Origin of the sequence: Cryomorpha ignava (assembly GCF_010686655.1) — a bacterium.
Lineage (GTDB): Bacteria > Bacteroidota > Bacteroidia > Flavobacteriales_D > Cryomorphaceae > Cryomorpha > Cryomorpha ignava.
On record NZ_JAAGVY010000035.1, the window covers coordinates 1 to 26,092 of the forward strand.

The following is a 26,092-nucleotide window of genomic DNA, read 5'->3' on the forward strand; positions in this document are numbered from 1 at the left end:
TCCTTACCTTCTTTAATGATGGTGATCTTTTCCTGTGTGCTTTTTCGTTTTTTGTTTTTCATTGGTTCTAAATTAAAGTTTTTTTCAAACTTTAATCTGTGTCCAATCATTTAAGGGGCTGGAGAGAGCCCATATGCATTCCCCAGTAATAGTAATCTTCGTTATTGTGCATCATTATTTCAAATTTTGTTGATTAAACTTCAGAATTTTTATCTCGTAGCTCACTTTTCCATTTTATTCATTCCCTGCATATCCATTCCTTTTTCGCCCATCATCTTTGTGCAGGATTCCATGCAGTCCTCGGTCATCATGCCTTTTTGGTGCATCATTTTCATCATCGTTCCCATCATCTTGCCGTCGTTCATCATTCCATCCATCATTGAGTTCATCATAGCACTATCTTTCATCATCATTTGCATTCCTCCTCCCTGCATCATGTTGACCATCATTTTTTTGTTGCCCTGCATCATTTGCATGGCGTGTTGGTTGTTTGGCATATTGTCCATAAACTCGGCCATATAATCGTGGTTTTCTGCAATGGTTTTCATCACTTCACTCCTTGTTTCTGAGTTTTGAAGCATCGTTTTTACATCTTTTTCTTGCTTACAACTGTTTAGTGTAATAAGCCCGATTACTGAAAAAATAATTACTAGTGTTCTCATAATATTTAATTTTTAGATTACTATTTAGTTTGTTTTGATTTAAGTTTGTGATTATAATTTGTTGTTTAACTACTTTTTAAAAAGCCTTATAATTTTTCAATTACATTTTTCAGCATTGAAGTTATTTCATTGGCAATCTCGTTCAATTTCTCATTTTCCACAGCTTGCATCGATGCCATTGGATTTACCGCGGCTACCTCAATAACTCCTTCTCCAATTTCCTGGACAATTACATTGCAAGGCAACATCGTTCCAATTTTATCTTCTGCTTGCAAAGCTTTATGTGCATATGGCGGGTTACAAGCTCCAAGTATCCTATACTTTTTAAAGTTTACATCCAGTTTTTTCTTTAAGGTTTCTTGCACATCAATTTCAGTGAGTATACCAAAACCTTCATCTTTCAATCCTTGAGTAACTTTATCGATAACATCTTCAAAAGTGCCTTTCATTGTTTTATTAAAATAATAGTTCATAATCTTTTAATTTTTAGTGTTCAACGTTCGTTTTTGTTCTTCATACTCTTCTTTGGATATTTCGCCCTTGGCGAATCGGTTGTCCAGAATATTCTTAGGATTTTCCATCCTCACTGTTTTTTGTCTATTTCTTCCATTGTTTAGAAATACGCCCAATACAAGCACAATCGGTATCAGTATCCACCACCACATCATCATAATTGTATAGTTTTAATAGTTAACTAATTGTTTTCATTTAAAATTACCCCAATCTTTAGGGCAGGAATTTATTATCCATCGTTTTTCATTTTCCTTTCATCATCTTCATCATTTCAGGGTTTTTTTCCATCAATTTCTGCATCATTTCTTCCATCATTTCAGGGTTTTCGTCCATCATTTGCATCATCTTTTCTTTCATTTCCATTTTCATCATTTCGTTATTATGGATTTCATCCATTAGCATTTTACGACCGTTTTCACTCTCCATCATTTTAGCGAGCATTTTAGATTGCATCTTTTGCATCATTTCCGGATTTTTATCCATCATCACCTGCATATGGGATTGCATTTTTTCCTTCATTTCGGGGTTTTTCTCCATCATCATTTTCATGTTTCCAGATTCCATCTGTTCCATATGCGTTTTCATTAATATCTTTTTGGCGCCTTCATTTTTTTGCGCATCGCTGATGAAATTGGTAAACTGAACAGGGTTTGAAATAATTTCTTGATAAATGGCATTTCTATTTTCTTCAACCTGCATTGTTTCGGTGGCATTAAAGGATGATTTGCAACTAAGCATTGTTCCAACTAATCCAACTGTCATTAAAATTTTTACTGTCGTTTTCATATTTTTCATTTTTAGATTATTAAATATTCGGTTAAACTGATTTTTTTATATTTTGGAAATCTATTCTTTTATTCGATTTTAAAATTCATCATCATATTCATGCCAGATTGCATACAATCTTCGCTGCTTCATGCGTTCTATGCCTACATAACTTTTGGTAGCGGCTACAGACCATATTCTTAATCCAGAATTCTTTTGCGAACTCATCTTGTACACGATTAAATTCAAATAATTTGTGTTGACATTACAATCAACACCACAATCATAATGGCATTTTCGATAAAATGAGTTTCTGTCAGAACGCATCCCATAAAGTCTAATTTTCATCAGAATAAGGATGGTAACCAGCTTATTCTCCTAAAAATTAGCGAATACTAGTATTCAGTATAAAATTGATTTGATGAAATAAAATAAATGAAGTGGACGCGATAGCCAATCGGTGTGGCCACCACAAGTCAACATCAAATCAAAGTCGAAAAACCTGAAAAAGAATGCTGATATCCGGCCAGGCGACCGGAGGCAGGTAAGTGAAAAAATCGTCCCTTAGAGATTCGCGGGCGAATGAGAAACCAATAAAAGTGGCTACAAGAGCCTGAATAAAAATGGCGTTGGGAGCAGTAATAAGACCTGTTGTCGTAAAACCATCTTTGAGACTTAGGGTGGTATAGTGATTTTCGCAGCACGGAATAGGTCGAACCATATTGGCTGCACCGTCATTTTCACATGTTGCGTCCATATCCGGCATTTCGCAATCCAAACTTTTTTCCCCAATCATAAGCTGCGACTCTACAGCTTCACCACCGCAATAATGGCTTGCAAGCGTTAAGCCTACATTGCTGAGCAACAGGATAAACGAAAGTGATATGGCGATGACTTTGCGCATTGGGTCAAATATAGTAGATGTTATTTTATAAAATGTTATAAAATTCTATGTTTATGTTGTGAAATTGTGGGGTGGGGGTATTTTTTAGGGGTAGATTTGGTTGTGGCTTCGATCTGATGCATTTTAATCCATCAGCTTCGTCAATTGTTTCGTTTGCTACTGCTTCGATTCAAGTTCGGTGATTAAGTCTTCTGAAAAGTTCCTTTGAACCAATAGTGAATGTGATTCGTTTATGATGTATATTTGAACCACATAAAGAAGAACCCATGCCAAGACAAAGTATAACATTCACATCGCCCAATGATCTGTGGCTTAATGCGCAGGTCAATAGCGAAGAGTTCAGTTCGAAGAGCGAAGTTGTCAATGATCTCATTCGCAAAGCACGCGCAGAGCAGACGCATATCGATTACGTACGAGCAAGGTTGAAGAAGGCAGAAGATGGTGGTTTTACTGATCTTTCTGCTGAAGATATTCGTCAAGAAATCAGAAAAGAGCTTGGCTTGAATGTCTGATTATTTCCTAAGTGAAGCTGCCAGAACAGACCTGAAGAATATATATCGTTTCGGATACGAACGCTTTGGTGAGCAGCAAGCCGAGCGGTAATACGATGGCCTTATTATTGGCTTCGAAGATATTGCCAAAAGCCCACTGCGCTATCAAGGCGTCCCAGAATACGGAGTCGACTATCATCGCTGCGTTTATATTTCAGAGAGTATTTACTTGCGCGTTGTTGGTCTTAGAGTCGAGATTATTGCCGTCATTTTGGGACTGGATATATTGACTCGGTTTTAGTTTGAGCCAGAAACCATTAACAAAACACAGCCTTCCGCAAATCCCGAACACTACGTTTCTATTTCAAAACACCACAACTTTTTTAAGCACAGAACCCTTATTTGTACTTATCCGCACAAAATACAATGAAGAGGCAAAAGCGGAAAGATAAAGTGTAATACTTTCGGAGAAGGCGCCCCACTTTTTTCACGGTACTTCTATGTTTTGAGTAGTAAGATGAGAATTGGTATTTTTGCGATAGGATTTATAAGTTGATTACTACGCAGGAAAAAAGTGTTAGAAAAATACGCACACAGAAATGCAATGGATGAGCAAGCAGAAGGCTACGCCAACACCATAGAAATAATTAAGGCTTTAGCGGTAAGGAAGTCCTTAAGCGCATTGAAATAACTGGAAGTAAGATTTTACAGCAACAGAGCATAAAATGGAAAATTCAGAAATCATTATTTACCAAACTGAAAATGGTCTGACCAAGATTCAAACGCGGCTTGAAGATGAAACCGTCTGGCTGACCATTGAACAGATGGCTGAATTGTTTCAAAAGGCAAAGTCAACTATTAATGAACACATTCTGAATATATACAAAGAGGGGGAACTACAAAAAAAGGAATCAATAAGAAAAATCGGAATTTCCGATTTTTCTACTAAACCTACCAATCATTACAATCTCGATGTGATTATTTCGGTAGGCTACCGTGTTAAATCCTTGAGAGGTACGCAATTTAGAATTTGGGCAACGTCTTCGAGAATACCTTGTTAAAGGTTTTACTATGAATGATGAGCTGCTGAAAGATGCTGGTGGGGGCAATTATTTTGAAGAATTATTGACCCGCATACGAGACATTCGGTCTTCAGAAAAAGTATTCTGGCGCAAAGTTCTCGATATTTATGCCACCAGCATAGACTATGATCCTAAATCGGATTTATCTGCTACCTTTTTTAAAACCGTACAAAATAAAAAGCACTGGGCAGCACATGGTAATACCGCTGCTGAAATTATTTACCAACGCATAGATGCCGCTAAACTAAGTCTGGGTCTTACCAATTAAAAAGGAGAAAAGCCTACTAAAAAAGAAATAGAAATTGCTAAGAATTATTTGAATGAAAAGGAATTGGCTGTCTTGAACAGAATGGTGACTGCTTATTTAGAAATTGCCGAGTTGCAAGCATATAATCGTAAGCCAATGTATATGAAGGATTGGACGGCACGGATAGTTTATATGCCAATACGAAAAACAATAACAACATTGTTTGGAAGAACCTTTCGGTAATTGATATGCAAGAGTTGGTAGGCAACCCTAATGGCACTTGGGATGATGAAAAAATAGTAGGCGCAAACGTATCCGTCGGTAACATTGCAAATCAGGTGATGAAGTATGATCTTGAATTTTCGCTACCAAAGTATAGCGGTGATAAACAAATAACAGATGAAGCAGAGGTAAAAATAACAATGGAAGAAGATATTTGGAATAAATGGATTGCCGGAGGTGCCCAAGCTGATAATTTAACTGTTTCTCGCGAAGATAAGTTTCAGGTAATTGTTACTGGAAATCCTGCGAAATTAAAAAATCTTACTTTTGCTCCTAAAGAACGCGGTTTGGTACATTTGAGTTTCAATTTTCTTGTAGATAATATGCCATTTTTGCCCGAGTATAAGTACAATCTTATACAAAGAGAACATGGATCTAATCAGGTGCTCGGTGGTGAAGTTTTCAAGGTGATTTCACCTGTTAGAAATGGATTTTTGGCTGACGCAGGAGATGATGACGAGATTTTTAAAGGTGATTTTGGCAGGCTGGATGCAGTAGATATATTTGAACCAGCAATTTATAATTGGTATGATCCAACAGGAACTCTTGTCTATACGGGAAAAGATTTGCAGGTATCACCAGCAGTAACTACCACATATAAATTAGAGGTTATAGCCAGAACAGATGGAATTAAGGACTATGATGAAGCAAATGTAGAAGTGCAGATATATGCAATTTTAGGAATGTCTCCTAATCCAAGCAGCACTCAGGTGAATGTAAATTACCTTGCGAGTGATGCAAGCTCGGCTTATCTAACCCTAATGCAGCCTTATGGTAATACTTCTAACCAATATATATTGGATGTAAACCAGAGTGTTGTCACAATTAATTTGTCGAGCTATCAGCCTGGATCGTATAGCGTTATCTTGGTTTGTGATGGACAGTCCGTTGATTCTGAAACGATTATTGTACAATGAGTTCTAATCTCTTTCTTCTTCAAAAGTTATTGAAGAAGGGAATTTAAAAAAAATATTATGAAGGTATTGGTAGGATTAGTATTGTTTCTATTTTCTTTTCCCCATCTTAGAGCCCAATGGTATGAGGTGAATTCAAACACCAGCGAACAGTTAAACGACATATTTTTTGTTGATAGCACCACAGGCTTTTGCGTTGGTGGTGACAACATTTCTGCATCATTTCAAGGTAATGGAATAATCCTGAAAACGGAAGACAGCGGTGAAAATTGGGAGACAATATATTCAATAGACTCTCTATCATTTCAACATGTCGCGGTCATTACTGAAAGCAATCAAACTAAGCTTCTTGCCTTCGCATCACGAAATGGAATGTTCTATATGGTTTCAACATTATTATCACCCCCAATGCAAGATTGGAATATTGAGCAAATCAATTATAAGCCTATTGACGTGAGAGTTTATGATAACAAATTATATCTTCATGATGCATTAGATCTAGGTCTAAAGCGATTAATAGATAATGATCTATTTCTAATTAAATCGCAGATAGGAATGTTCAATGTAAATTCTTACGGCTTAATTATTATGAATGCAAGTGCGTCAAATATCGAACGATCTTCAGATTTCGGCAATACTTGGTTTAGCACTCAAACATTTCCACCAGGCTTAAATGCAAATCAATTTAACAACTCGGACTTTGCTTGTTTTGGCGACACTTTAATCATAAAAGCCACATACGGCTCTAACATTCATTATAGTAATGACTTTGGAAATGAGTGGAACACTGTTATCGGAGGACCAGATAATTATTCTTTAATCGTCTCGACAGATTTGATTTATGGTTTAGCTATAGATTCCAATTTATACTATACGGCTAATTTTGGAATAGATTGGATTAGTCAGGGTGTGTATAATGTTAATAGTATTCATTATCAGTATAATATGGGTTTTTTATTGGGTGAATCTGGCAATATATTTAAAACCAACAACAATGGAGGAATAACTGGTCAATTGGATATTGAAGGTTTAAAAAAAAAGATTGATATTTACCCCAACCCTGCAAAAGAAATTCTGACCTTTCAACTCCCGGAAGGCTTGAAGCTGAATAAAATACAGTTGGCCAATTCAAATGGCCAGATTATTGAAACGCTTTCGTTGAGCAGAAGAGAGATTGATACTTCAAACCTTGCTGCTGGAATTTACTTCCTGACTTTTGAAACGAGTGAAGGAACGATAACGGAGAAGGTTGTGATAGCGAGGTAAGATGGTTTATGCAATTATAGGACTAAAAGAGTCAGGTTTTTAACGTAAGGTTCACAAAAATCAAAAGCCTACTTTGCAAGAGTCTTTTAACCAAACGATCATGAAAACCAAAACACGAATTCTTAATCTCCTTATCTTTTTGCCTTTTGCGGCGCGAGCAAATTGGCACAGCAAGATTACTAAGTTCAGAGCAATTAGCGTCTTAGGTTTTGCACTATTCTTGATGGTATCAAATTCATTGTTCGCACAATTTGAAACCTGCAATTCTTCAACGTCCAAAGACCTTTACGACATCTTTTTTATTGATTCCGAAATAGGAATTGCGGTAGGTGATTCTGGAACTATAGTTCGTAGCATCGATGCCGGGCTTAATTGGGAAACTGTGCTCTCGGTAGATACGATTTGGTTGCGTAAAGTGGCCTTCTTTAACGAGCAAATTGGTCTGGCCATAGGCAGTGATATTTACCGAACAGTTGATGGAGGAATAAATTGGACTATTGTTGAATTTGATCAATTGCAATATTTCGCGGATATTGCAATTTTCAACGATTCAACTTGCGTAATATCAGGAAATCCGGATCGTCTGATACGTTCAAACGATTATGGATTAACGTGGGACGTTTTATACGATGAAACATCGCAATTTCATTTCAATTTCCTATCATTTCTGAATAGTGAAATTGGATTTTCGAGTTTGGCAATTGATGGAATAGGTTCTAATTTGATTGGAAAAACAACGAATGGTGGTGTAGACTGGGAAGTTGTTAATGGGGAAGGATTTACAGTTCCTACCGTTTTGGAAGCGTTTAAATTTCTATCTGAAGATGAAGGTTTTAATGGCGGGTGGTATAATCCCCAATTAGAAAAAACTACCGATGGTGGTGCAACTTGGAATCAGGCTGCAATTGATACAAGTGGTTTGATATTTTCTGCAGCTGTACTCGACTTTCATATCAATGCCGATCAGCCAAATTCCTACTTTGCATCTTGTTGGTATGGAGAACTTTATAAATCAATAGACGGTGGTGATTCTTGGATGCCATTAGAAACAGGAGCATCCACTACAAGCAGGCTCTACGGCGTTTATTTTATTGACGAACAGAATGGGTGGGTAGTTGGTTCAGATGGGTTAATTCTGAAGACAACAACTGGCGGTGAAATTTTGAGTATTGACAAGGCCGAACTATCTTTAAAGCTCAAAGTATTTCCAAACCCTTCATCAAATGAACTAAAGATTCAATTTGAAGAAGGTATTTCTATTCGCCAATTGGAATTAATGGATACCAATGGCAAGGTGGTAAAATCATTTCCTAATAATCTCACCCAGCTTGATCTTTCAGGTCTTGCATCGGGAGTTTATATTTTAAAGATTTTGACTGATCATGGAGTTGTGAATAAGCGGATTGTTATGGAGTGATTGTTTAAAGTTCATCAGAGGGTCTTTTTATAATATAGTCCATGCCTTGACCAAATTTAGCTAAATTTAGTCAGTTCACAGACTGGTTTGTTTTAAATGGGGATATGTTAATGTTGAGCTCAATGATTGTTGACTTCAGTGGCCGTAAGATGCAGGTTTGGCACCAGAATTTCGTAGAGATCTTATTGCATCGAAAACCAACGAAGCTCGGTGAAAATGTCAAAATGAACGAATTAACGTCATTTGGTTCAATCGTTTGAACGAATTTACGTAAATTTGTTCAAAACGTGGAAATGAAGCCTTATCCCAGAATAGTCAAAACACAAATTGAAAAATATTTGAGACCAAATAAAGTTGTCGTTCTGCTCGGCCCCAGAAGAGTAGGAAAGACTTTTCTTATTCAACAGATACTTAGTGAAACCAATGAGCCTTATGTATTGCTTAACGGTGAAGATCTTGCTACAAGAGAATTATTTTCACGACGAAGTAAAATTGCCTTAGAAAAAATAGTAAGTGGAAAGAACTTTCTGATTATTGATGAAGCTCAAAAAATACCTGATATTGGTAATGCTTTAAAGTTAATGGTTGATGAAATCAACGGATTAAAAATTCTGGTTACAGGGTCGTCGGCATTTGATGTTGAAAATTACACGGGCGAGCCGCTTACTGGACGAAAAATGACGTTTAAGCTTTACAGTATTTCAGAGCAAGAACTATCAAAAGTGAACCCTTTGATTAACAAGGTTGATCAATTACATTCAAGCTTAATTTTTGGAAATTACCCGGAACTATTACAAATGAAAACAGATGAGGAAAAGCATCTGTATTTGCGCGAACTATTACATTCTTACTTGTTAAAAGATATTCTCACTTTTGAGACGATACAGAATTCTGACAAAATTATCGATCTGCTTAGATTAATTGCTTTTCAAGTTGGTAGTGAAGTTAGTATTCCTGAATTGTCAAAAACGCTACAAATTAGCAGAAATACGGTCGATAAGTACTTAGACCTGCTAACAAAGGTATTTGTAATCACCAAAGTAGGCGGGTTTAGCCGAAATTTGAGAAAAGAAGTGACCAAAAGCAATATGTATTATTTTCTTGATAATGGAATTCGAAATATTCTAATAGGTAATTTGAATCCCATTCAGTTGCGAAACGACATGGGAATATTGTGGGAAAATTATATGGTTAGCGAGCGCGTTAAATTTCAGAGCTACAGCAATATGTTGGTTTACAATTACTTTTGGCGCACATACGATCAACAAGAAATAGACTGGATTGAAGATAGAGGAGGGGAACTTCATGCCTACGAATTTAAATGGAGTGTAAGAAAGAAGGCCAGAGTCCCCGCAGGATGGAAGAGCGCATACCCCGATGCCAGTTTTAACGTTGTTAATCCTGATACTTATTCTGAGTGGTTGAATTTAGATGGTTAGAATAAATGAAGCCTGTACCGTCACCTTTTTAAATGGTGTTTGTTACCAAATACATATATAGAGAAGAGCGATCATCAAACCCGGGGAAATGCCAGAATGGAGAAGCTCCAATTAAAATTGAACCATTAAAATAGGAAAGCATGAAACCAATATGGATTACCGAAGCAGTTTACAAAGATGAGTTTAGAGTCTTCTTAAAATTCAATGATGGAAAAAGTGGTATAGTCGATTTAATAGATAAGCTTGAAGGCCATATTTTCGAGCCCTTAAAAGACAAAACCTTTTTTAAAAACTTTAAGCTTAACACTTGGACACTTGAATGGCCAAATGGCGCAGATTTGGCACCTGAATTTCTTTATGATTTGATTAGCGAAAATGAGAAAGTATTCTCACAGAAATAACCTTATCTTCCGATTTAAGGCTCGTTCCGCTCGCCCAATTAACAAGAATCGTAGATGGTGACCGTCAGCATCACTACCAAACTCCAAGAAATCTCACCCAAAATTCATCCCCTTTAACCTTAAAACATTCGCAATTACCGAAACATAGCTAAAACTCATAGCCACAGCAGCAATCATTGGCGAAAGCCAAATTCCCAGAAATTGAAACGAAATTCCAGCAGCAATCGAATCCTGCAACACAATGTAAATCAACGTATCAATAAGTTTAAATCAATATTTTTAATCATCATATTACTCAAATCCCTACTTTCGCTATTCCGGAAAGGTCGCCGGGTCTAAGTTTGCCCAAATCAATTTTGTGAAGCGTTATAAATTCCGCAAAACAAGGGCTGTAGCCAATACAACCCCAGCCCTTTCTTTAACGAACTAATTTGCCAAAAGAGCCAAACCAACCCACCTAAACGTATTACCAATTATACTTCTGGCCATTGCCAAATAAAGCTTAGCGAACAACTCGTTCCGACGGTTTGGAATGACTCCAATAGTTTTTACATCTTCACCTATTCTCTCAAATCAAATTGACTTCTTTTGTAGGCCGTCTTTTATTGACTACCAACAGATACACACAAGGAATAACAACTAAATTTAAAATCGTAGCTGTAAGCAAACCACCCAAAATAACCACAGCCATAGGACTTTGTATTTCACTTCCCGGTTCGCCGCCTTTCAAGGCTAATGGTATCAATGCCAAACCTGTTGTAAAGGCTGTCATTAAAATTGGGTTTAAACGGTCTATAGCTCCTGTTTTTATCAATTCGAAGCCTTGCATCCCTTCCTTTCTCAAATCTTCATAGCGTGACACCAATAAAATACCGTTACGCGTTGCAATTCCAAAGAGACTAATAAATCCGATGGTGGCTGCAATACTGATAATTCCTGATGTGAAATAGACTATTAAAATGCCACCTATTAAAGCTAACGGTAAATTGATGAGTACCACAAATGCCAATTTTATATCCTTAAATTCATAATACAGCAACAGAAATATAATGGCTATGGCAATAATCGCAGTTATCAAAAGCATTCGCGATGCTTTGGCTTCACTTTCAAACTGTCCGCCGTATTGAATTCGATAACCTTCAGGCATATTTACATTGTTTGCCACAACTTCTTTGATTTCTTCTACGGCACCGCGTAAATCCCTGCCTTGTACATTGGCAGCGACTACAATTTTACGTTGTACGTCTTCACGGCTAATCTTACTCGGACTGCTTACAGAAGCAACCGTTGCCAATTCCCCTAAAGTAGTTTGACCGCCATTTGGCAAACTGATTAAGGCATTGCCAATGTTTTCGATATTATCCCGAAATGGTTTCCCGTAGCGAACCACCAAATCAAAATACTTCTGACCTTCATAAATCTCACCTGCTTCTTCGCCTGCAAAGGCAATATCTACTTGCTGCATTAAATTACCAACCGTCATACCATAAGCCGAAAGGATTTGGCGTTTTGGCTGGATGCGTATTTGCGGCACTTCAATTTGCTGGTCAACCGCAACATCTGCCAACCCATCAATATCTTTGATGTTCTGCTCCACGCTTTTACCTACTTCAAACAAGCGTTGCAAATCTGAACCGAATATTTTGATGGCAATATTGGCTCGCGTACCCGAAAGCATGTGGTCTATGCGGTGCGCAATGGGTTGCCCCAACGTAATATTAACACCCGGCGCAACGCTCAATTTGTTCCTGACTTCTTCAAAAAATTCTTCTTTGGTTTTGTCTTTGAGAACAAAAGGCACATCAATTTCCGAAGCATTTACGCCTTGCGCATGTTCGTCTAATTCGGCACGACCTTGTCTGCGGGTTACGACTTCCACTTCGGGTAAATCCAGCAATATTGTCTCTATCAATATTCCTGTTTTGTTGCTCTCTTCCAAAGACATTGCCGGTGGGCCAACCACACTAATTACCAGTGAGCCTTCATTAAATTCGGGTAGAAAACTTCTTCCCAATTGAGTCATTACGAAAAGACTGATCACAAAGGCAATTACCGTAACGCCGATAATGGTCTTTGGTATTTTTGTAGCCCGTTCCAATAAGTTGCCATAATGTTTTTGCAACCATCGTTCTACACGCGTGCCGTCTGCTTGCTTTTTCAATAGCTTTTCGCTATTTAATAAATATGAACATAAAATAGGGGTTACTGTTACCGCAACAACCAATGATGTTAAAACGGATGTTACAAACGCAATTCCCAATGGTTGCAGCAATCGTCCTTCCATTCCGCTTAAAAAGAATAAAGGAATAAATGATACAATAATAATTAGTGTTGCAATGATGATGGAACTTCGTATTTCTACCGAAGCATCACGAACAACCGTTATGGTAGATTGGCGTTCTGCCTTTGGTTTCCGAATGTTTTCGCGTAAGCGTTTATACACATTTTCCACATCGATAATCGCATCATCTACCAATGCCCCAATTGCTATTGCCATCCCACCTAAACTCATTGTATTGATGGTATAACCCATCCATTTTAAAATAATGATTGACACCAATAATGAAATAGGAATTGCCAATAAAGAAATGAGCGTTGTTCGCCAATTCATCAAAAAGATGAAAAGGATAATCATTACAAAAAAGGCACCTTCCAATAAAGTTTGATTCAAATTGCTGATGGAAGCATCAATAAAATCGGACTGTCTAAAGATTTGACTTTTGATATCGACACCTTTCGGCAAGGTTTTTTCCAAATCGGCAATCGCTTCATCAAGTCGGTCTGTCAATTCAAGAGTATTGACATCGGGCTGTTTCGAAATGGTTAAAATTACAGCCGGTTTTGCATTCAATGATCCATCGCCTATTTTATCCGCAGCACCAATCTGAACAGTTGCCACATCTTTTATTTTGATGGTTTGACCATTGACTTGTTTCAAAACCGCTTCTTGCAAATCTTCCAACGCATAAGCTCTACCGCTTCCTTTAATGATGTATTGATTACCATATTGATTGATAATTCCGCCGGGCGCATTCGTATTCGATTCTTTAACCTTTTCTACCAATTCAGATAGGCCTACACCGTAATGCTTCATCTTTTCAGGATTGGCAAATACTTGGTATTGCTTGTAATCGCCACCGATGACCACTACGTTCGCAATGCCACCAATCGCTTTTAAACGTGGTCTGATTGTCCAATCCGATAAGGTTCTCAACTCCATTGGCGACAAACTATCTGAAGTCACTCCCAACAACATTATTTCGCCCATAATGGATGAGATAGGTGCCATTGTTGGTGCGCCAATACCTTCCGGCAAATTCTCTCTTACCATTGGGATTCGCTCGCTCACAATTTGACGCGCCCGATATATATCGGTTCCCCATTCAAATTCTATCCATACTATGGATATTCCAGCTGCCGACGAAGAGCGAATCCTTCTCACATTTGGCGAACCATTTAAGGCCGTTTCCAATTGATAGGTTACTAATTTTTCGACTTCTTCAGATTCCATTCCGTGTGCTTCGGTAAGAATGGTTACCGTGGGTGCAGTAAGGTCTGGGAATACATCGACGTTCATTGTGCGGGCGTAATAAATACCCAACACGCTCAACGCAACCGCTCCCAACAGGATGAGCAATCTATTGTGAAGTGAAACTGATAATATTTTGTTTAACATGTAAGAAATTTTGAATGTTGAATTTTAAATGTTGAATGCTCAATGTTGAATTTCGAATGGCGAATTAGTTGTTTTGAGAAGTTTTGACAATTGCGGTAAGTATATTGATGAGTTGTTCTACATCGTTCAAGTGAGATTTTACATTCACATTTACGAGATTACTTCTATCAATCAACTTTAGCCAGTACCTTGTTTCTCTTGCTTCTTTTGATGAAATAGACATTTTGGCTGTAAAATCTTTTTTGGAAATGGCTGCCGTAGCTTCTTCCACATTCGCACCTATACTTGTTCCACTTCTTAAAACTTGTTTGGAAAGGACATACTCATTCTGGGCTTTCATTTCTTTATAAAGTTCAATTATTTGCAGAGCAAAATCGAATGACTTGGTTAAAATGATGTTCTCTTTATTCATGATTATTTTTTTTATTAATGGTTAATTTTTAGTTTTTAATGTTGAATGTTGAATTTTTAATGCGTACACAATTCAAAATTTATAATTCACAATTCAACATTTCCAATTCAACATTCCATCAGTGTTCGTGCCCATGCGAAGGTGTTGAACCCGACATTGAAGCCATTTTAACTTGATATGCTCCGGTGGTTACCACCACTTCTCCTACTTCAAGACCTTGAAGAATTTCTACATTTTCGCCATTTCGCTTACCAATCTTTACAGGTCGTCTTTCAAAACTTTCTCCCGAAAGCTGAACGATAACAGAATAACTCCCATAATCTTCCAATAAGGCATTCACAGGAATCATAGTGTTTTGATTGGCATTTCCAATCGCTATTTGAACGGGCGTTAAACTACCTTCCGGCATATCCACATCTGCATTTACTTGTGCAAAAACGGAGATCAGCGGTTTTTCGAACTCAACAACTTTTCCGATTGAAAGAATAGAGCCTTCTGCATCTGTTACGTCTTTCCATTGCCCGTCATTACCTTGGTACCAAATGCCTTGTATATTTTCCATTGTGAGCCCGTAACTTGGTGCTAATTGGGTTTTTAATACTTTCGATTGTTGTGTGCCAATAGCTACCAATGCCGCGCCTTGCGCTACATAATCGCCGTTGGAAACTGTGATGGATTTGATAAAGCCATCAAAAGGTGCTCGAATTTCTTTGCCGTCTCCCGAGACACCTGACGACAATGATTGATAATTTGATTTAGCGATTTCAAAATTGCTCTCCACCTTTTCAAATTCAGATTTGGGAACAATTTTAGAGTCATACAGCTGTTTTTTACGGTCGTATTCAGATTTGGCTTGTTCGAATTTCGCTTTCGCGGAAGCGATATCTGTGCTTAAATTGTTGGTTGCCAAACCTTGACTATTCAAACTCATTAACAACTCACCTTTTTTTACTGCTTTACCTTCGGTGAGATTATTTACTTTAAAATCGACCACGCCATTAGATTTTGCCGCCAAAGATTTAACCGAACCGGATGATGGCATCCAGACGCCGGAAGTATTTATGACATCGTAAATTTTACCCGAAACCACGGGTGCTGTTTGAAAATCTAATTTCCACGATTGCTCTTTTAAAAACGAGATGCTACCATCTTCTTCAGCAGTACCAATAGCTTTCATGGCTTCGTCAGCATTGGCATAGACGGTTACGTCTTCAATCGTTATTCTATCTGAATAATCCGGAGTTTTCAATTCAAAAACGAGTTGATACATTCCAGCTTCTTTGGGTTGAATTGTAGGCGCAAATATGCCTGGCGAAGAAGGTGAATCAGTGGTATTTCGCAATCCATTATCGCCCTTAATCAAACTAACCGTAACCGAACCTTCACTTACAGGTTGGTGCTCATCCAATACCGTAAAGTGGGCCGCAAACCGGCTTGGATTTCCTACAATTAATGCAGGGAATTCTACAAAAAGTTCGGTTTTATCCGTCCAAATGGTATGGCTCAAGCGGGGAATTTCTTCTCCCACATGGCTACCATCGTCATTGTGTGCGTGTGCATCTTCTGTGTTATTATTACACGACATTGCCAAAAAGGCAAGCACTATAATTATATATTTCATGTGTCTGTTCTTATTTTGGTTTGGTCACATGGAACCTTTTATGATTAAATAATCATAACGGTTTCATCTTCTATATCTATTTGATTATTAGTGATCGTGGTGATCAGAACCATCGTCGTGTTTGTGAGTTTCAGTTTGTGTTTCCGTGGTATCTTTCTCTACCTGAAATTCTTCTTGCTCTACGGTTTCACGTTGCATATGACCACCGTCCGCATCATGCTCGTGACCCTGTTCTTCAGTCGATTCCGGATTTGTGTTTCCACATGATGTCATTGCGAAGATTGAAACTGTTGCTAATGCGAATATTATTTTTGAGATTTTCATAATCGTAAGTTTTAATATTATAATTGATGTTTTAATAATTGTGCCTGGAGCAGTTGTAAGTCCTTTTCCATTTGCAGCATTTTATCTGATGCATTTCGGTAAAACTGAAGCTCTACATAGTAATCCATAAACGAATATTCGCCCAGCATATAAGCCTTAAAAAGTAGTTGTTCACTATTTAAATTGCCCATTGTGGTTTGATACTCCATATATTTTTCGAGCATCAATTGGTAACGATTATAGGTTTCCTGAAATTCTGTGTAAAGTGAAGTGGTCACTACCTGGGTGTTGGACTGTAGATAGTCATAATTGGCTTCGGCAGATTTTACTTTGTTCTTGCTATTCCAAAGCGGAATAGAAATTCCACCGTATATTCCGGAATAACTACTACCGCTAACCCCTTGATAATTATAGCCAAGTGCCATATTTGGAAGCACTTTGTTTTTCTCCAATTTTATTTTTTGAAGAGAAGCAGCTTCGTTGGCTTTTAATTCTTGCAATAAGGGGTCAACAGCCAATTTTTCCTGCCAAAGATTTTCTACTGTTCCAATTTCAATAGCCAAAACACTTTGTGCTGAAATGCTATTCACAGCATTCCCACCATTCAACGTTTGGAGTTTTGAGAGCAAAATTTGAATTTCGCTTTCAATCTGTTCCACAACAAACTGCTCTTGAATCCAGGCAATTTTGGCTTTATTCAAATCTAAAATACCTACTTGCTCTGTATCAAAAAGCTCTTGAATTTGATCGAAAACTTGCCTGCTTTGGGTTTTTCGTTCGGTTTGAATCGATTTTTGCTTTTGCAGATAAGCCAGTTCAATAAGAAACCCTTTTGCTTTTATTAAAACTTCTTGTCTCTTTTTCGAATATGCCGATGCTAACTGTTCCGATTTGGCATTGTTCCATTTGCTGCGAGCCGCATATACCGTCGGAAATTCAAAAGATTGCGATATTTCATATTCGGTATAATCTCCGGTTGCATGGTCGCCATAAGGCAAATAATAACCGGAAAACTGTGGATCGGGCAAATTATTGTTGCTCCTATATTCGAGTTGCTGACTCTCAATATATGATTGGTAGCCTTTCAACTCTGTATTGTTCTGTTCTATCTCATTAAGGAGTTGCTCTATATTTTTATCTTGCGAGAAACCACTAACAAAGAACAGGCATCCGCAAATTGCGAATACGGTGTGTTTGTACATTGTTTGAAATTTTAGGTTGAATCTGAAAGTCTAAACCTGATTTCGACTATTCTTCAGGTTATAAGGGAAATAGTACCGAAGCGGCACAAGTTTCCTAAACGATTAACCTAAAGTTGGCGGGCCCCGGGAATCGGAGCTTATGAGATACCTATTGAAATAAGTACTGGGTGGATGATAAACCCTGATGTTGTCGGCTTCATCATAAATTATAGACTTATTATAATGAACTACAGAAACTGGCGCCTTTACATCCTTATTTACTTTGACTTGTTTTACGCTTCTTTCCTGTGCAACAAATATTTCATTAGAAACAACAGAATGCACATGCGCACCAAAAAAGAAATCTAAAAAACCTTTTTCAGAATTTTCTTTTTCCGCATCGTCGTGGTGGTGATTATCACCATGCGTATCAGCGTGATGTGTGTGCTCAACATCATGTTGATGATGCAAATGTGGCACAACCTGATGCAACAAGAGCATAGAGAATATCCCTAAAAAGAAAAAAGCTTTTATGTGCTTGTATTTTTGCATCAGGTGCAAATGTAATGGTTTGAAATTGGTTTTGCTTTCCGTCATGTTAACTTAATCAAGTTTACAGACAGTTTTGTTTTAAACTTGATCCCCATCAAGCAATTCTTATTCGAATTCTTATTTTGATATTTTAGAAATAAGGATTGATTGAAATAGCTCTTCGAAATGAGAATGGCTTTAAGGGTAGTCTTTGCTATAATACTTTTTCCGCAACCAAAACGAAACCCGAACCAATAAAATTAAAGCTGGAACTTCCACCAATGGTCCAATTACTCCTGCAAATGCCTGTCCCGAATTGAGTCCAAAAACTGCAATGGCAACTGCAATCGCCAATTCAAAATTATTTCCTGCTGCAGTAAATGCAACAGCTGCAGTTTTATCATATTCCGCACCCATTGCTTTGGTAACGAAAAAGCCAATGATAAACATTAAGCTAAAGTAGATAAGTAGTGGAACTGCAATAATTAAAACGTCCATTGGAATTTCTACAATCAATTCGCCTTTTAGAGAGAACATAATGACAATCGTGAACAAAAGCGCAATCAGTGTGATGGGCGAAATAGTTGGAATAAATTTATTAGTGTACCATTCTTCGCCTTTTAATTTCACTAAAATTAATCTGCTTAAAATTCCCATTACAAATGGAATCCCTAAATAAATCGCTACACTTTCTGCAATCGTTCCGATTGAAATATCAACGATTGCACCTTCAAAACCGAAATAAGGCGGAAGTACAGTAATGAAAATCCAAGCGTAAAAACTATAAGCAAAAACTTGAAAAATACTATTTAAAGCAACCAAACCTGCACCATATTCGCTGCTGCCTTCGGCAAGGTCGTTCCAAACCAAAACCATTGCAATACAACGCGCCAAACCTATTAAAATAAGTCCGACCATATATTCCGGATAATCACGCAGAAATGTGATTGCCAAAACGAACATTAAAACAGGGCCAATTATCCAATTGAGAATTAAGGAAATGGAAAGAATTTTTGTGTTTCGGAAAACTTTTGGCAAGAGTGCATAATTGACTTTTGCCAATGGTGGATACATCATCAATATCAAGCCTATCGCGATTGGTATGTTTGTACTACCGCTACTAAATGAATTGACAATTTCTGGGAACGATGGAATAAAGTATCCAAGTCCAACTCCTATTGCCATCGCGACAAATATCCAAAGTGTTAGATTTCTATCGAGAAAACTTAATTTTTTTGATGCCATTTTTAAGAATTGATTTGAGAGAAGACGTAAAATAGTTCGGTAGCGATTTGCAGACTTCTTTCGCTGTATTTTTCAGCTTGTTGTGCTGTGTCGTCAAATGCTTTTGGGTCTTCAAAAGTTATAGGAATACGTTTTTCGGCACCGGGAACCAATGGACACGCTTCATTTGCGGTATCGCAAGTCATAATTGCCACAAATTCAGATTTTGGGTTGAAATCATCATCAATTCTCTTTGAAAATCCAATTATACCATGTTCATTCTCTGCATATTTAATACTGTAAATTGGGTTGTTGCCTTCTGAAAGCATTTTGATTTCAAAGCCAGAGTTTTGTAAAGTTGTGGCAACCATTGGAAAAAGTGATGTGCTTTCGGTGCCACCTGAATAACAACGGACATTTTTGATATTGAAATAATATGCCAATGTCTGTGCCCAAACCTGCGCTAAATGGCTTCTTCGTGAATTATGCGTGCAGATGAAATTGATACGAATTTCTTGATTATTCGAAACTTTTGATTGAATGAATTCTGTTAGCGGTTTTAAAGTTGCTTTGCGTTCATCGGTGATACGCTCAATGTTTAAAGGATTAATAACATTTTCAATTTCTGGATATAGCGTAATATTGGTTGTTATCATATTGGTTAATTATTAATTGCAATATTACGATGGATGAAAGAATCAAAAAAATAATTCTAAACTTTTTTAACAACAACTTTTGTTTTCTTGAATTGGTGGACAAGGTACAGTTCCATAAGAGCAATAAACACAACAATCACCATCGTTTGGTTTTAGGACTATTTTACAATTCTCACATTCGTAAAAGAATTGACACGCATTTGTTGGCATGTCTTCTACTTTTTTATGCCCGCAGTTTGGACAAGTAATTTCTGATTTTAATTCGATTTTCATTCGATTTCTTTTTCGCTTGTTACTTTATAACCCGTTGAGTTAATTGCTTTCTCAATCTCCATTTTATTGGTTTTGGTTCTATCAAATTCAATGATTGCGTTTTCCTTTTCGTATGACGCTCTTGAGTCTACAATTCCATTGAGTTTATTTACTTCGTGATTGACGAGTTCTTCGCAACTCGCACATGTCATTCCGCTAATTTTAAATTCTGTATTAGATATGTCCGATTTATCAACTATTATTAAATGCTTTTCAGTTTTCAGGTAAAAGATTCGCGAATAGTAAGGGAAAGCCAACATTACAATTGCAAATGCGGTTACAATTCCCAAAAAGGTTTTTGATTGTATGAATTTTGGTTTTCCAGCCTTGCCGGCAGGGAGGTCGTCAGTATCACATTCACAATCGATTTCCTTTTGATGTTTTAGTTTTTGATACCAAGCAAAACCAAGGACTAAAATTGTCAATCCAATTAGATAAGGTCGAAAAGGTTCTATCCAGGAAAATGTCGATGCAATCCCAGTTGTTCCTGCAATTAGAGCCAAGACAGGTGTGATACAACATAAAGAAGCTGTAATCGCAGTTAGGAAACCTGCACCAATTAATTTGTTTCCACTTTTCATATTGTTTCTAAAATTTTGTTCTTGTCGAGTATCTCAAAAAACGGATGCAGTAATGCTGAATATTCGGTAGTCAATGAGTAAAAAGTCGTTTGGGCCGTTAGCTGATAGTATAACGGACTAAACTATCCATTCTCGAAATCCATTTTACGCATTAATGCAAACGATTACCTTTTTTGGGTAATCAAAAAAGCTGATGTTAAAAGAACGGAACCTGAGATTGCAATAATTTTAAATATATTCATCCTGCGTCTTTCAATTATTCAGAATTACAAGTTTCATTGTTTTAGGCGTTGTTGCTGCTTGAATTTTTATAAAATAAATTCCTTGTTCAAATCCTTTAGTTGAGATGGTGATTTCGTGGTTTCCTTGGGTCATGTTCTGGTCATTTAATGAACGCATTAATTGCCCTTGTAGATTATAGACTCCGATGGTTACCTTACTTTGGCGCGCAAGCGAATATTCCAGAGTAGCCCTGTTGGTGGCAGGGTTTGGATAAAGTTTAAGATTAGATATATCATTTGGCACTTCATTTATATGGGTAGCGAAATTAGTGCCCCCGACCACATTTATATTGTCGATATACAGGTTGTTGCCCCCATCAGTAACATTTACAATTTTAAGCTGTACGTATGGTTCATCACGGTAGCTATTGAGCGAGATATGCGCATTTTTCCATTGTGAAGAGTCGGGAACAAATGGTGTTGTTTGGACTGGCCCCGTTGTTAAGCCATTTTGAGTTCTGTAAAATATCTGACTGTAGTTAACACCACAATCTACAGATAGCAAAACCAGCATTTCATCCGAAAAAGTTGGATCGGATTTGGCATAAGCCCATTTATAATTCATGTACACGTTTGAATCAGGATGCGCGGTAGTCAAATCCAAATATGGCAATACAAGTTCATCTGTAGAACCGTAATTTGTATTTATGAGATTGTTGATTTTGATGGAATAATTTCCTGAAACCGATGCCATCGAATCCAACTCCCAGGTTATGCCACCATCCAGATTATTAATAGTCAGGTAGGACGGGGGATATATACCGCTGTCAAAATTTTCTTCAAATCCAAGAGCGTCGCCTGTTCCTGGCAGACTTACCGAAATGTAGCCCGTTGTCTCAAGGCTATCGCTACTGATTCCATCAGAAACGACCAGTTTTACTGCAAAAGTGCCAACAGAATTATATGTCACGGTTGGATTTTGATCTGTTGAGCTTTCTGGTTCGCCACCTGTGAACGTCCACTGCCAGTTCGTTGGGTCATTGAGAGACTTATCCATAAAATACACATTATTTCCATTGCATATATCTGTGTTGAGCGTAACGAAATCGGCTGCTACAGCACAAATGTCGGGGGCAACATAATTACTATCACAGCCGGTTGCTTCAAGGTTTGTGGCGAGCCAGATCTCGGTGCGGATGGTGTCGAGTGTAGCATGCATTCTTTCAGACTGACCATCAGTAAACATACTCTGACACGCATCCGGTGTGTAATTCATATAGTTTTCTTTCAGGTCATTTAAATCGGGTATGTCGTTAGAGCAGGTGTTTTGGGTAATACAAGTGTAACTCGGCCCTGCCTGTGGTGGCGTATCACACACGTAGTCACCATCTGTGCAAAGATCAGTGCCACAACCATTATTAAATGTGTGATAAAGTCCAAACCAATGCCCAACTTCATGGCTTGTTGTGCGGCCAAGACCTGCAGATGCTGTTCCCATATCTCCGAATAAGTTGTGTCTCACAACTATTCCATCTTCGTCTGCCGGGCCACCTGGAAATGAAGAATAACCACCAACATTGCCGTTGATGCTTTTTACAATGTAAATATTTAAATAACGGGTATTATCCCAAAAGCTAAGTGCTTTGAGCAAGAGGCGCTGATAAGCTTGATGGTTAGTAAGCGGAGATTTTACCCTTACTATTCCATTTGTGCAGTGGCCATCAGGATCTATTTTTGCCAGGCAGAAACGTACTTTTGTATCTACACCGCTACCATCACCATTGGTGCCGGCAAATTTTCCGAAGTCTTCATTAAGGACTTGAATCTGACTTTGCACTTGAGCTTCAGATATATTTTCCGAACTGCCATTATGGATAATATGAACAACTACAGGAATTGTTCGAATACTATCTGATGAAGATCTCTCATTTCCCAAGATTAATCGCTGATTTATTTTCGCCTGAATTTGTCGTTCAGATTCCAATAAAGATTTTTTATTTGTTACCTGGTCAAAAAAGCAAGGCTGACTATCTTGAGAGAACAGCGACAAGCTGCTTGACATTAAAATGAGTAAAAATATATTTGCTTTCATTATCTCGTAATTGTTTGATTTCATTTACTTAAATCTTCTTGCAATGTAAGGATAGATCAGGAATAAATCCAAATTCTCCTTAATGCGTTATGGTGTCTATCTATTTGAATGAGTAGAGCTTATACCTTTTAGGCCAATTGCCAATATTAAAATTGTGAAAGGGGTTTACACCAACATGTTTAGATTTCTTGAATCGAAAAAATGGCTTTAAAAACATTAACCACACTTGCTAAGCAATACGATTTGCGAGTGGTAAGACAATGGTTTTTCGCTTTTTAAATGCGAATATAACGGATGTGAGTTAAAAGCATGTTATGAGATTTTGGGTTTATGTTGTGAAATTGTGGGGTGGGACACGAATCGCGGATATTTTTTTTGGTATCCTATATTGTTTTCCATTTGATTGCAAATGAATCATCTCACAGGGTAAGGCACCTACTTCCATCACAGATGGCTACAAGTATATTACGAAATCTGCATTGTCTTAATTCACCGGATTTATTCTTTTTTTCCGATTTCGAGAAATATGGATTTAATGGCATTAAATTTCACGAAAACATCTATACCCTGAAGTATATCCATATTTGCCCACAGACCACCAATGCTATATTTCCGAGCGCAATTTTCACTCAAAATCTCAATTGTATAAACGACTGGATGGCTTGTACTAAGACCGCGTAAATCAATGATAGGACTAAGAGATTCGTAAGTGGGTTCTTCGAGAGTCAGGATATCGTTTTCAAGAAGTTGCGCTACCTTTCGTTTGAGTTTCCTTTTACTTAAACAATTGATTTCATTGTCCAGAAAGAATGTTTCCATGCTTTTATGATTAGCATGATTTATGAACCCGCTATACAGAAAAGAGTTCCAATAATTTTTATTTTTAGGCTTGCGCAAAACGATCACTTCGTTGAGCAATCCGGTATGACCAGCCGCATAAGTCCAAAACCTTATCTCCAACTCTGTGTCGGTATAGTCGATTACATTTAGACTGTCATAAATTGCAACCCAATCTGGGTCAACCCATTGGCGACCGTAAAATGTAAATGTTGAATCGCATTGAAAGTCCAAATTCTGGGCATTCAGTTGTGCAACTGAAATGATTGAAATCAAAACGAACCAATATTTAAACATTCATCAATGTAAGATATTTTGTGTTGAAATGCATTTATCCCGAACTTTTAAGATGCGAACTGCGATCTTTTAATATTTCAGAAAACTAGTTTGTACTGTTGAAAATTATTCCCTAAGCGTTCTGATAATGACAAGAGAATTGCCGTGCTATATTCCAAGCCAGCAAAAGACCTATTGATCTTTCAGATTCTGGAATATTTCAAAACACCACAACTTTTTTAACCACAGCACCCTTATCTGTACTTATCCATACAAAGTACAAGGATGGATCAAAAGATGAAAGATCAAGCGTAGTAGTTCCAGCGGGATACGATTTTATAACCCTTCCCGAATTGTCCAGAACCGTTATTTCCATTATAATGGAATTGCCAGCATTGGATAGCTGCACGATTGAATTTGCGGGATTGGGATAAATATCAATTGAATTATTCAATTCAATTTCTTTAACACCAACGGTTATTGGTTCATTACTCCGCATCAATAGTCCGTTTTCGCCGGCTGCAAAAGCGGTTCCATTTGGCAGTATTGTAACTGTATTTATTGGTTTATCAGCGTTGTAATAGCTCCATTCGCTCCCATTCTGAACGAAAATAGCCCCATAAATTTCATTGCTTTGTGCTCCGGCCAGGCCAAGGCCATTCTCCAAAAATTCCATTGCCCTAAAATGTGGATAGAAAAATGTTGGGATCCAGGTAGGATCGACTTCAAAGGTAAGCCCATCATCCAGTGATTTATACATGCTATAATAAAGGTCGGAAGTGGCAGCATACCAAACGTTATTACCGGCATAGGCCACAGCTCCAACTCCTGTTGTATCCAAAAAAACGGTATCGGGCTCGTTCAATACATTTATATTGATAAGAAGATTGCCATCTTCATGACCTAGGACGAAACGATTAGTGTTTGGATTTACATCCATGCTCGTATAGCCTTCACCGTTGCCAAAATAATCTTCTTCACTCATTCCAAAAGCAAAAGGTCCATCCAAGAAATAAGTGTAAGCTCCGCCACTACTGCAACTTTTACCAAATACAGTATGTTTGATGTAGCCATTTCCATCGAATTGTGGAGTAATATTTAAACCTTTTGCATCACAAATTGGTGTGCCCGTTCCGAAATTTTCACTGTAGCTTTCACCATCGTCGGCAGTAAGTACCGTAAACAGGGGTTGTTTCCAGACCAATATTATTCCACTCTCAAGTTGTCCGAAGTCCGCTCCTACCTGACGATTGACCGCTACCAAGTCGCCATTTCCATCTTCGGCCTGGCCAATAGTTGGCACTTGTAAGTCCTGCCAGGTGGTTCCCCCATCCACGGTTTTTTTAAAGAGATAATCGTTACCAACCATATATCCGGTATCCGCATCCAGAAAATGAATATCGTTAATCGTCTTGGTGGTTCCTGTATTTAAGGTTTCCCAGGTTAGGAATTGTGCGTGTGCTATGGATGCTAAGAGAAGCATTGTAACTATTAGGGTTGCGCTTTTAATTTTCATATTGGTTGAATTATGAATAGATAGAGTAAATTTAGGGAAGTATTATTTTAATAAAAGAAACTTCTAAGTCTTAGAATTGTCCATTTTATCGCTTTCGCGAAAATCGCTAACAATTGCAAATGCTTAAACCTAACCATTTTTCAAGGCAATACAATTTTAAAAAAATCGTAATATAGGATTCTCAATTACAGACTCATAGACTTGATAGAACGAAAAGAAAAAGTGTCTGCAGGCCTATTTGGTTGCAAA

The 26,092-nt window shown here is 37.6% G+C and carries 26 protein-coding genes and 2 pseudogenes; 8 read left to right on the forward strand and 20 right to left on the reverse strand.

Annotation, left to right across the window (positions count from 1 at the left end):
• Positions 1-221 precede the first annotated feature (221 nt).
• The 6 genes from G3O08_RS15305 to G3O08_RS15330 all read right to left on the reverse strand — a co-directional run bounded on the left by G3O08_RS15305 (position 222) and on the right by G3O08_RS15330 (position 2,844).
• On the reverse strand, positions 222-662 hold the full coding sequence (locus tag G3O08_RS15305) for a hypothetical protein (protein ID WP_163286265.1): 441 nt from the start codon (positions 660-662) through the stop codon (positions 222-224).
• A gap of 86 nt (positions 663-748) precedes the next feature.
• A complete protein-coding gene (locus G3O08_RS15310) occupies positions 749-1,135 on the reverse strand; it encodes a DUF302 domain-containing protein (protein WP_163286266.1) in 387 nt (128 codons plus the stop codon).
• A gap of 6 nt (positions 1,136-1,141) precedes the next feature.
• Positions 1,142-1,333 carry an SHOCT domain-containing protein gene (locus tag G3O08_RS21905; protein WP_163286267.1) on the reverse strand — a complete coding sequence of 64 codons (192 nt, stop codon included), beginning with the start codon at positions 1,331-1,333 and terminating at the stop codon, positions 1,142-1,144.
• Positions 1,334-1,418: 85 nt separating this feature from the next.
• On the reverse strand, positions 1,419-1,970 hold the full coding sequence (locus tag G3O08_RS15320) for a hypothetical protein (protein ID WP_163286268.1): 552 nt from the start codon (positions 1,968-1,970) through the stop codon (positions 1,419-1,421).
• Positions 1,971-2,039: 69 nt separating this feature from the next.
• Positions 2,040-2,288: a hypothetical protein gene (locus tag G3O08_RS15325; RefSeq protein WP_163286269.1), complete on the reverse strand. Its 249-nt coding sequence runs from the start codon at positions 2,286-2,288 to the stop codon at positions 2,040-2,042.
• A gap of 139 nt (positions 2,289-2,427) precedes the next feature.
• Complete coding sequence (locus G3O08_RS15330; protein ID WP_163286270.1) at positions 2,428-2,844, reverse strand: HYC_CC_PP family protein; 417 nt, start codon at positions 2,842-2,844, stop codon at positions 2,428-2,430.
• A 266-nt stretch (positions 2,845-3,110) separates the two neighbouring features.
• Here G3O08_RS15330 and G3O08_RS15335 point away from each other — a divergent pair, with 266 nt between their 5' ends.
• Both G3O08_RS15335 and G3O08_RS21565 read left to right on the forward strand, forming a co-directional pair.
• On the forward strand, positions 3,111-3,356 hold the full coding sequence (locus G3O08_RS15335) for a ribbon-helix-helix domain-containing protein (protein WP_163286271.1): 246 nt from the start codon (positions 3,111-3,113) through the stop codon (positions 3,354-3,356).
• A complete protein-coding gene (locus G3O08_RS21565) occupies positions 3,349-3,447 on the forward strand; it encodes a type II toxin-antitoxin system RelE/ParE family toxin (protein ID WP_163286272.1) in 99 nt (32 codons plus the stop codon). Before G3O08_RS15335 ends, G3O08_RS21565 begins: the two co-directional genes overlap by 8 nt.
• 252 nt (positions 3,448-3,699) lie before the next feature.
• Here the strand turns inward: G3O08_RS21565 and G3O08_RS21910 are convergent.
• Positions 3,700-3,798 (reverse strand): annotated as a pseudogene (locus G3O08_RS21910) (hypothetical protein); the annotation flags it as partial.
• Between the two features lie 361 nt (positions 3,799-4,159).
• Between G3O08_RS21910 and rhuM the strand changes: the two are divergent.
• The 6 genes and pseudogenes from rhuM (at position 4,160) to G3O08_RS15375 (ending at position 10,383) form a co-directional block, all read left to right on the forward strand.
• Positions 4,160-4,907: pseudogene (rhuM, locus tag G3O08_RS15350) on the forward strand (RhuM family protein).
• Positions 4,835-5,863, forward strand: a complete 1,029-nt coding sequence (locus G3O08_RS15355) for a T9SS type A sorting domain-containing protein (protein ID WP_163286264.1) — start codon at positions 4,835-4,837, stop codon at positions 5,861-5,863. The pseudogene rhuM and the gene G3O08_RS15355 overlap by 73 nt, the downstream one beginning before the upstream one ends.
• Before the next feature lie 57 nt (positions 5,864-5,920).
• Positions 5,921-7,126 carry a T9SS type A sorting domain-containing protein gene (locus G3O08_RS15360; RefSeq protein ID WP_163286273.1) on the forward strand — a complete coding sequence of 402 codons (1,206 nt, stop codon included), beginning with the start codon at positions 5,921-5,923 and terminating at the stop codon, positions 7,124-7,126.
• A 100-nt stretch (positions 7,127-7,226) separates the two neighbouring features.
• Positions 7,227-8,543 (forward strand): T9SS type A sorting domain-containing protein, encoded by a 1,317-nt coding sequence (locus G3O08_RS15365; protein WP_163286274.1) that lies wholly within the window; start codon positions 7,227-7,229, stop codon positions 8,541-8,543.
• 293 nt (positions 8,544-8,836) lie between these two features.
• Positions 8,837-9,982, forward strand: coding sequence for an ATP-binding protein (locus G3O08_RS15370; RefSeq protein ID WP_163286275.1), 1,146 nt, complete (start codon positions 8,837-8,839; stop codon positions 9,980-9,982).
• A gap of 140 nt (positions 9,983-10,122) precedes the next feature.
• Entirely contained in the window at positions 10,123-10,383 is a 261-nt protein-coding gene (locus tag G3O08_RS15375) for a DUF2442 domain-containing protein (RefSeq protein WP_163286276.1), read from the forward strand.
• 568 nt (positions 10,384-10,951) lie between these two features.
• On the opposite strand, the gene G3O08_RS15380 is transcribed toward G3O08_RS15375, so the two are convergent.
• The 13 genes from G3O08_RS15380 to G3O08_RS15445 form a co-directional block, all read right to left on the reverse strand.
• Positions 10,952-14,059, reverse strand: a complete 3,108-nt coding sequence (locus G3O08_RS15380) for an efflux RND transporter permease subunit (protein ID WP_163286277.1) — start codon at positions 14,057-14,059, stop codon at positions 10,952-10,954.
• 64 nt (positions 14,060-14,123) lie between these two features.
• Positions 14,124-14,471 (reverse strand): four helix bundle protein, encoded by a 348-nt coding sequence (locus G3O08_RS15385; RefSeq protein ID WP_163286278.1) that lies wholly within the window; start codon positions 14,469-14,471, stop codon positions 14,124-14,126.
• A 118-nt stretch (positions 14,472-14,589) separates the two neighbouring features.
• Positions 14,590-16,092 carry an efflux RND transporter periplasmic adaptor subunit gene (locus tag G3O08_RS15390; RefSeq protein ID WP_163286279.1) on the reverse strand — a complete coding sequence of 501 codons (1,503 nt, stop codon included), beginning with the start codon at positions 16,090-16,092 and terminating at the stop codon, positions 14,590-14,592.
• Positions 16,093-16,179: 87 nt separating this feature from the next.
• Positions 16,180-16,365, reverse strand: coding sequence for a hypothetical protein (locus G3O08_RS15395; protein WP_239541274.1), 186 nt, complete (start codon positions 16,363-16,365; stop codon positions 16,180-16,182).
• 68 nt (positions 16,366-16,433) lie between these two features.
• Complete coding sequence (locus tag G3O08_RS15400; protein ID WP_163286281.1) at positions 16,434-17,618, reverse strand: TolC family protein; 1,185 nt, start codon at positions 17,616-17,618, stop codon at positions 16,434-16,436.
• A 102-nt stretch (positions 17,619-17,720) separates the two neighbouring features.
• The gene (locus G3O08_RS15405; RefSeq protein WP_163286308.1) at positions 17,721-18,149 is read right to left on the reverse strand and encodes a hypothetical protein; all 429 of its coding nucleotides are present in this window, start codon (positions 18,147-18,149) and stop codon (positions 17,721-17,723) included.
• A 177-nt stretch (positions 18,150-18,326) separates the two neighbouring features.
• Positions 18,327-19,373: an ACR3 family arsenite efflux transporter gene (gene arsB, locus G3O08_RS15410; RefSeq protein ID WP_163286282.1), complete on the reverse strand. Its 1,047-nt coding sequence runs from the start codon at positions 19,371-19,373 to the stop codon at positions 18,327-18,329.
• Between the two features lie 2 nt (positions 19,374-19,375).
• A complete protein-coding gene (locus tag G3O08_RS15415; protein ID WP_163286283.1) occupies positions 19,376-20,008 on the reverse strand; it encodes an arsenate-mycothiol transferase ArsC in 633 nt (210 codons plus the stop codon).
• Positions 20,009-20,074: 66 nt separating this feature from the next.
• Positions 20,075-20,281 (reverse strand): GDCCVxC domain-containing (seleno)protein, encoded by a 207-nt coding sequence (locus tag G3O08_RS21260; RefSeq protein WP_163286284.1) that lies wholly within the window; start codon positions 20,279-20,281, stop codon positions 20,075-20,077.
• Positions 20,278-20,901: a mercuric transport protein MerTP gene (gene merTP / locus G3O08_RS15425; protein WP_163286285.1), complete on the reverse strand. Its 624-nt coding sequence runs from the start codon at positions 20,899-20,901 to the stop codon at positions 20,278-20,280. The genes G3O08_RS21260 and merTP overlap by 4 nt, the downstream gene beginning before the upstream one ends.
• A gap of 252 nt (positions 20,902-21,153) precedes the next feature.
• Entirely contained in the window at positions 21,154-23,214 is a 2,061-nt protein-coding gene (locus tag G3O08_RS15435) for a M43 family zinc metalloprotease (protein WP_204336898.1), read from the reverse strand.
• A 498-nt stretch (positions 23,215-23,712) separates the two neighbouring features.
• Entirely contained in the window at positions 23,713-24,327 is a 615-nt protein-coding gene (locus tag G3O08_RS15440; RefSeq protein WP_163286287.1) for a hypothetical protein, read from the reverse strand.
• Positions 24,328-24,547: 220 nt separating this feature from the next.
• Positions 24,548-25,843 carry a T9SS type A sorting domain-containing protein gene (locus tag G3O08_RS15445; RefSeq protein WP_163286288.1) on the reverse strand — a complete coding sequence of 432 codons (1,296 nt, stop codon included), beginning with the start codon at positions 25,841-25,843 and terminating at the stop codon, positions 24,548-24,550.
• Between the last annotated feature and the right edge of the window lie 249 nt (positions 25,844-26,092).

What these genes read in the sequence shown, in the direction of transcription:
- G3O08_RS21905 (WP_163286267.1), bottom strand. Translation starts at nt 1,333, where the DNA reads ATGATGATGTGGTGGTGGATACTGATACCGATTGTGCTTGTATTGGGC.
- G3O08_RS15390 (WP_163286279.1), bottom strand. Translation starts at nt 16,092, where the DNA reads ATGAAATATATAATTATAGTGCTTGCCTTTTTGGCAATGTCGTGTAAT.
- arsB (WP_163286282.1), bottom strand. Translation starts at nt 19,373, where the DNA reads ATGGCATCAAAAAAATTAAGTTTTCTCGATAGAAATCTAACACTTTGG.
- G3O08_RS15415 (WP_163286283.1), bottom strand. Translation starts at nt 20,008, where the DNA reads ATGATAACAACCAATATTACGCTATATCCAGAAATTGAAAATGTTATT.
- G3O08_RS15310 (WP_163286266.1), bottom strand. Translation starts at nt 1,135, where the DNA reads ATGAACTATTATTTTAATAAAACAATGAAAGGCACTTTTGAAGATGTT.
- G3O08_RS15305 (WP_163286265.1), bottom strand. Translation starts at nt 662, where the DNA reads ATGAGAACACTAGTAATTATTTTTTCAGTAATCGGGCTTATTACACTA.
- G3O08_RS15385 (WP_163286278.1), bottom strand. Translation starts at nt 14,471, where the DNA reads ATGAATAAAGAGAACATCATTTTAACCAAGTCATTCGATTTTGCTCTG.
- G3O08_RS15380 (WP_163286277.1), bottom strand. Translation starts at nt 14,059, where the DNA reads ATGTTAAACAAAATATTATCAGTTTCACTTCACAATAGATTGCTCATC.
- G3O08_RS15330 (WP_163286270.1), bottom strand. Translation starts at nt 2,844, where the DNA reads ATGCGCAAAGTCATCGCCATATCACTTTCGTTTATCCTGTTGCTCAGC.
- G3O08_RS21565 (WP_163286272.1), top strand. Translation starts at nt 3,349, where the DNA reads ATGTCTGATTATTTCCTAAGTGAAGCTGCCAGAACAGACCTGAAGAAT.
- G3O08_RS15405 (WP_163286308.1), bottom strand. Translation starts at nt 18,149, where the DNA reads ATGCAAAAATACAAGCACATAAAAGCTTTTTTCTTTTTAGGGATATTC.
- G3O08_RS15395 (WP_239541274.1), bottom strand. Translation starts at nt 16,365, where the DNA reads ATGACATCATGTGGAAACACAAATCCGGAATCGACTGAAGAACAGGGT.
- G3O08_RS15325 (WP_163286269.1), bottom strand. Translation starts at nt 2,288, where the DNA reads ATGAAAATTAGACTTTATGGGATGCGTTCTGACAGAAACTCATTTTAT.
- G3O08_RS15320 (WP_163286268.1), bottom strand. Translation starts at nt 1,970, where the DNA reads ATGAAAAATATGAAAACGACAGTAAAAATTTTAATGACAGTTGGATTA.
- G3O08_RS15445 (WP_163286288.1), bottom strand. Translation starts at nt 25,843, where the DNA reads ATGAAAATTAAAAGCGCAACCCTAATAGTTACAATGCTTCTCTTAGCA.
- G3O08_RS15435 (WP_204336898.1), bottom strand. Translation starts at nt 23,214, where the DNA reads ATGAAAGCAAATATATTTTTACTCATTTTAATGTCAAGCAGCTTGTCG.
- G3O08_RS15360 (WP_163286273.1), top strand. Translation starts at nt 5,921, where the DNA reads ATGAAGGTATTGGTAGGATTAGTATTGTTTCTATTTTCTTTTCCCCAT.
- G3O08_RS21260 (WP_163286284.1), bottom strand. Translation starts at nt 20,281, where the DNA reads ATGAAAATCGAATTAAAATCAGAAATTACTTGTCCAAACTGCGGGCAT.
- merTP (WP_163286285.1), bottom strand. Translation starts at nt 20,901, where the DNA reads ATGAAAAGTGGAAACAAATTAATTGGTGCAGGTTTCCTAACTGCGATT.
- G3O08_RS15400 (WP_163286281.1), bottom strand. Translation starts at nt 17,618, where the DNA reads ATGTACAAACACACCGTATTCGCAATTTGCGGATGCCTGTTCTTTGTT.
- G3O08_RS15365 (WP_163286274.1), top strand. Translation starts at nt 7,227, where the DNA reads ATGAAAACCAAAACACGAATTCTTAATCTCCTTATCTTTTTGCCTTTT.
- G3O08_RS15375 (WP_163286276.1), top strand. Translation starts at nt 10,123, where the DNA reads ATGAAACCAATATGGATTACCGAAGCAGTTTACAAAGATGAGTTTAGA.
- G3O08_RS15370 (WP_163286275.1), top strand. Translation starts at nt 8,837, where the DNA reads ATGAAGCCTTATCCCAGAATAGTCAAAACACAAATTGAAAAATATTTG.
- G3O08_RS15335 (WP_163286271.1), top strand. Translation starts at nt 3,111, where the DNA reads ATGCCAAGACAAAGTATAACATTCACATCGCCCAATGATCTGTGGCTT.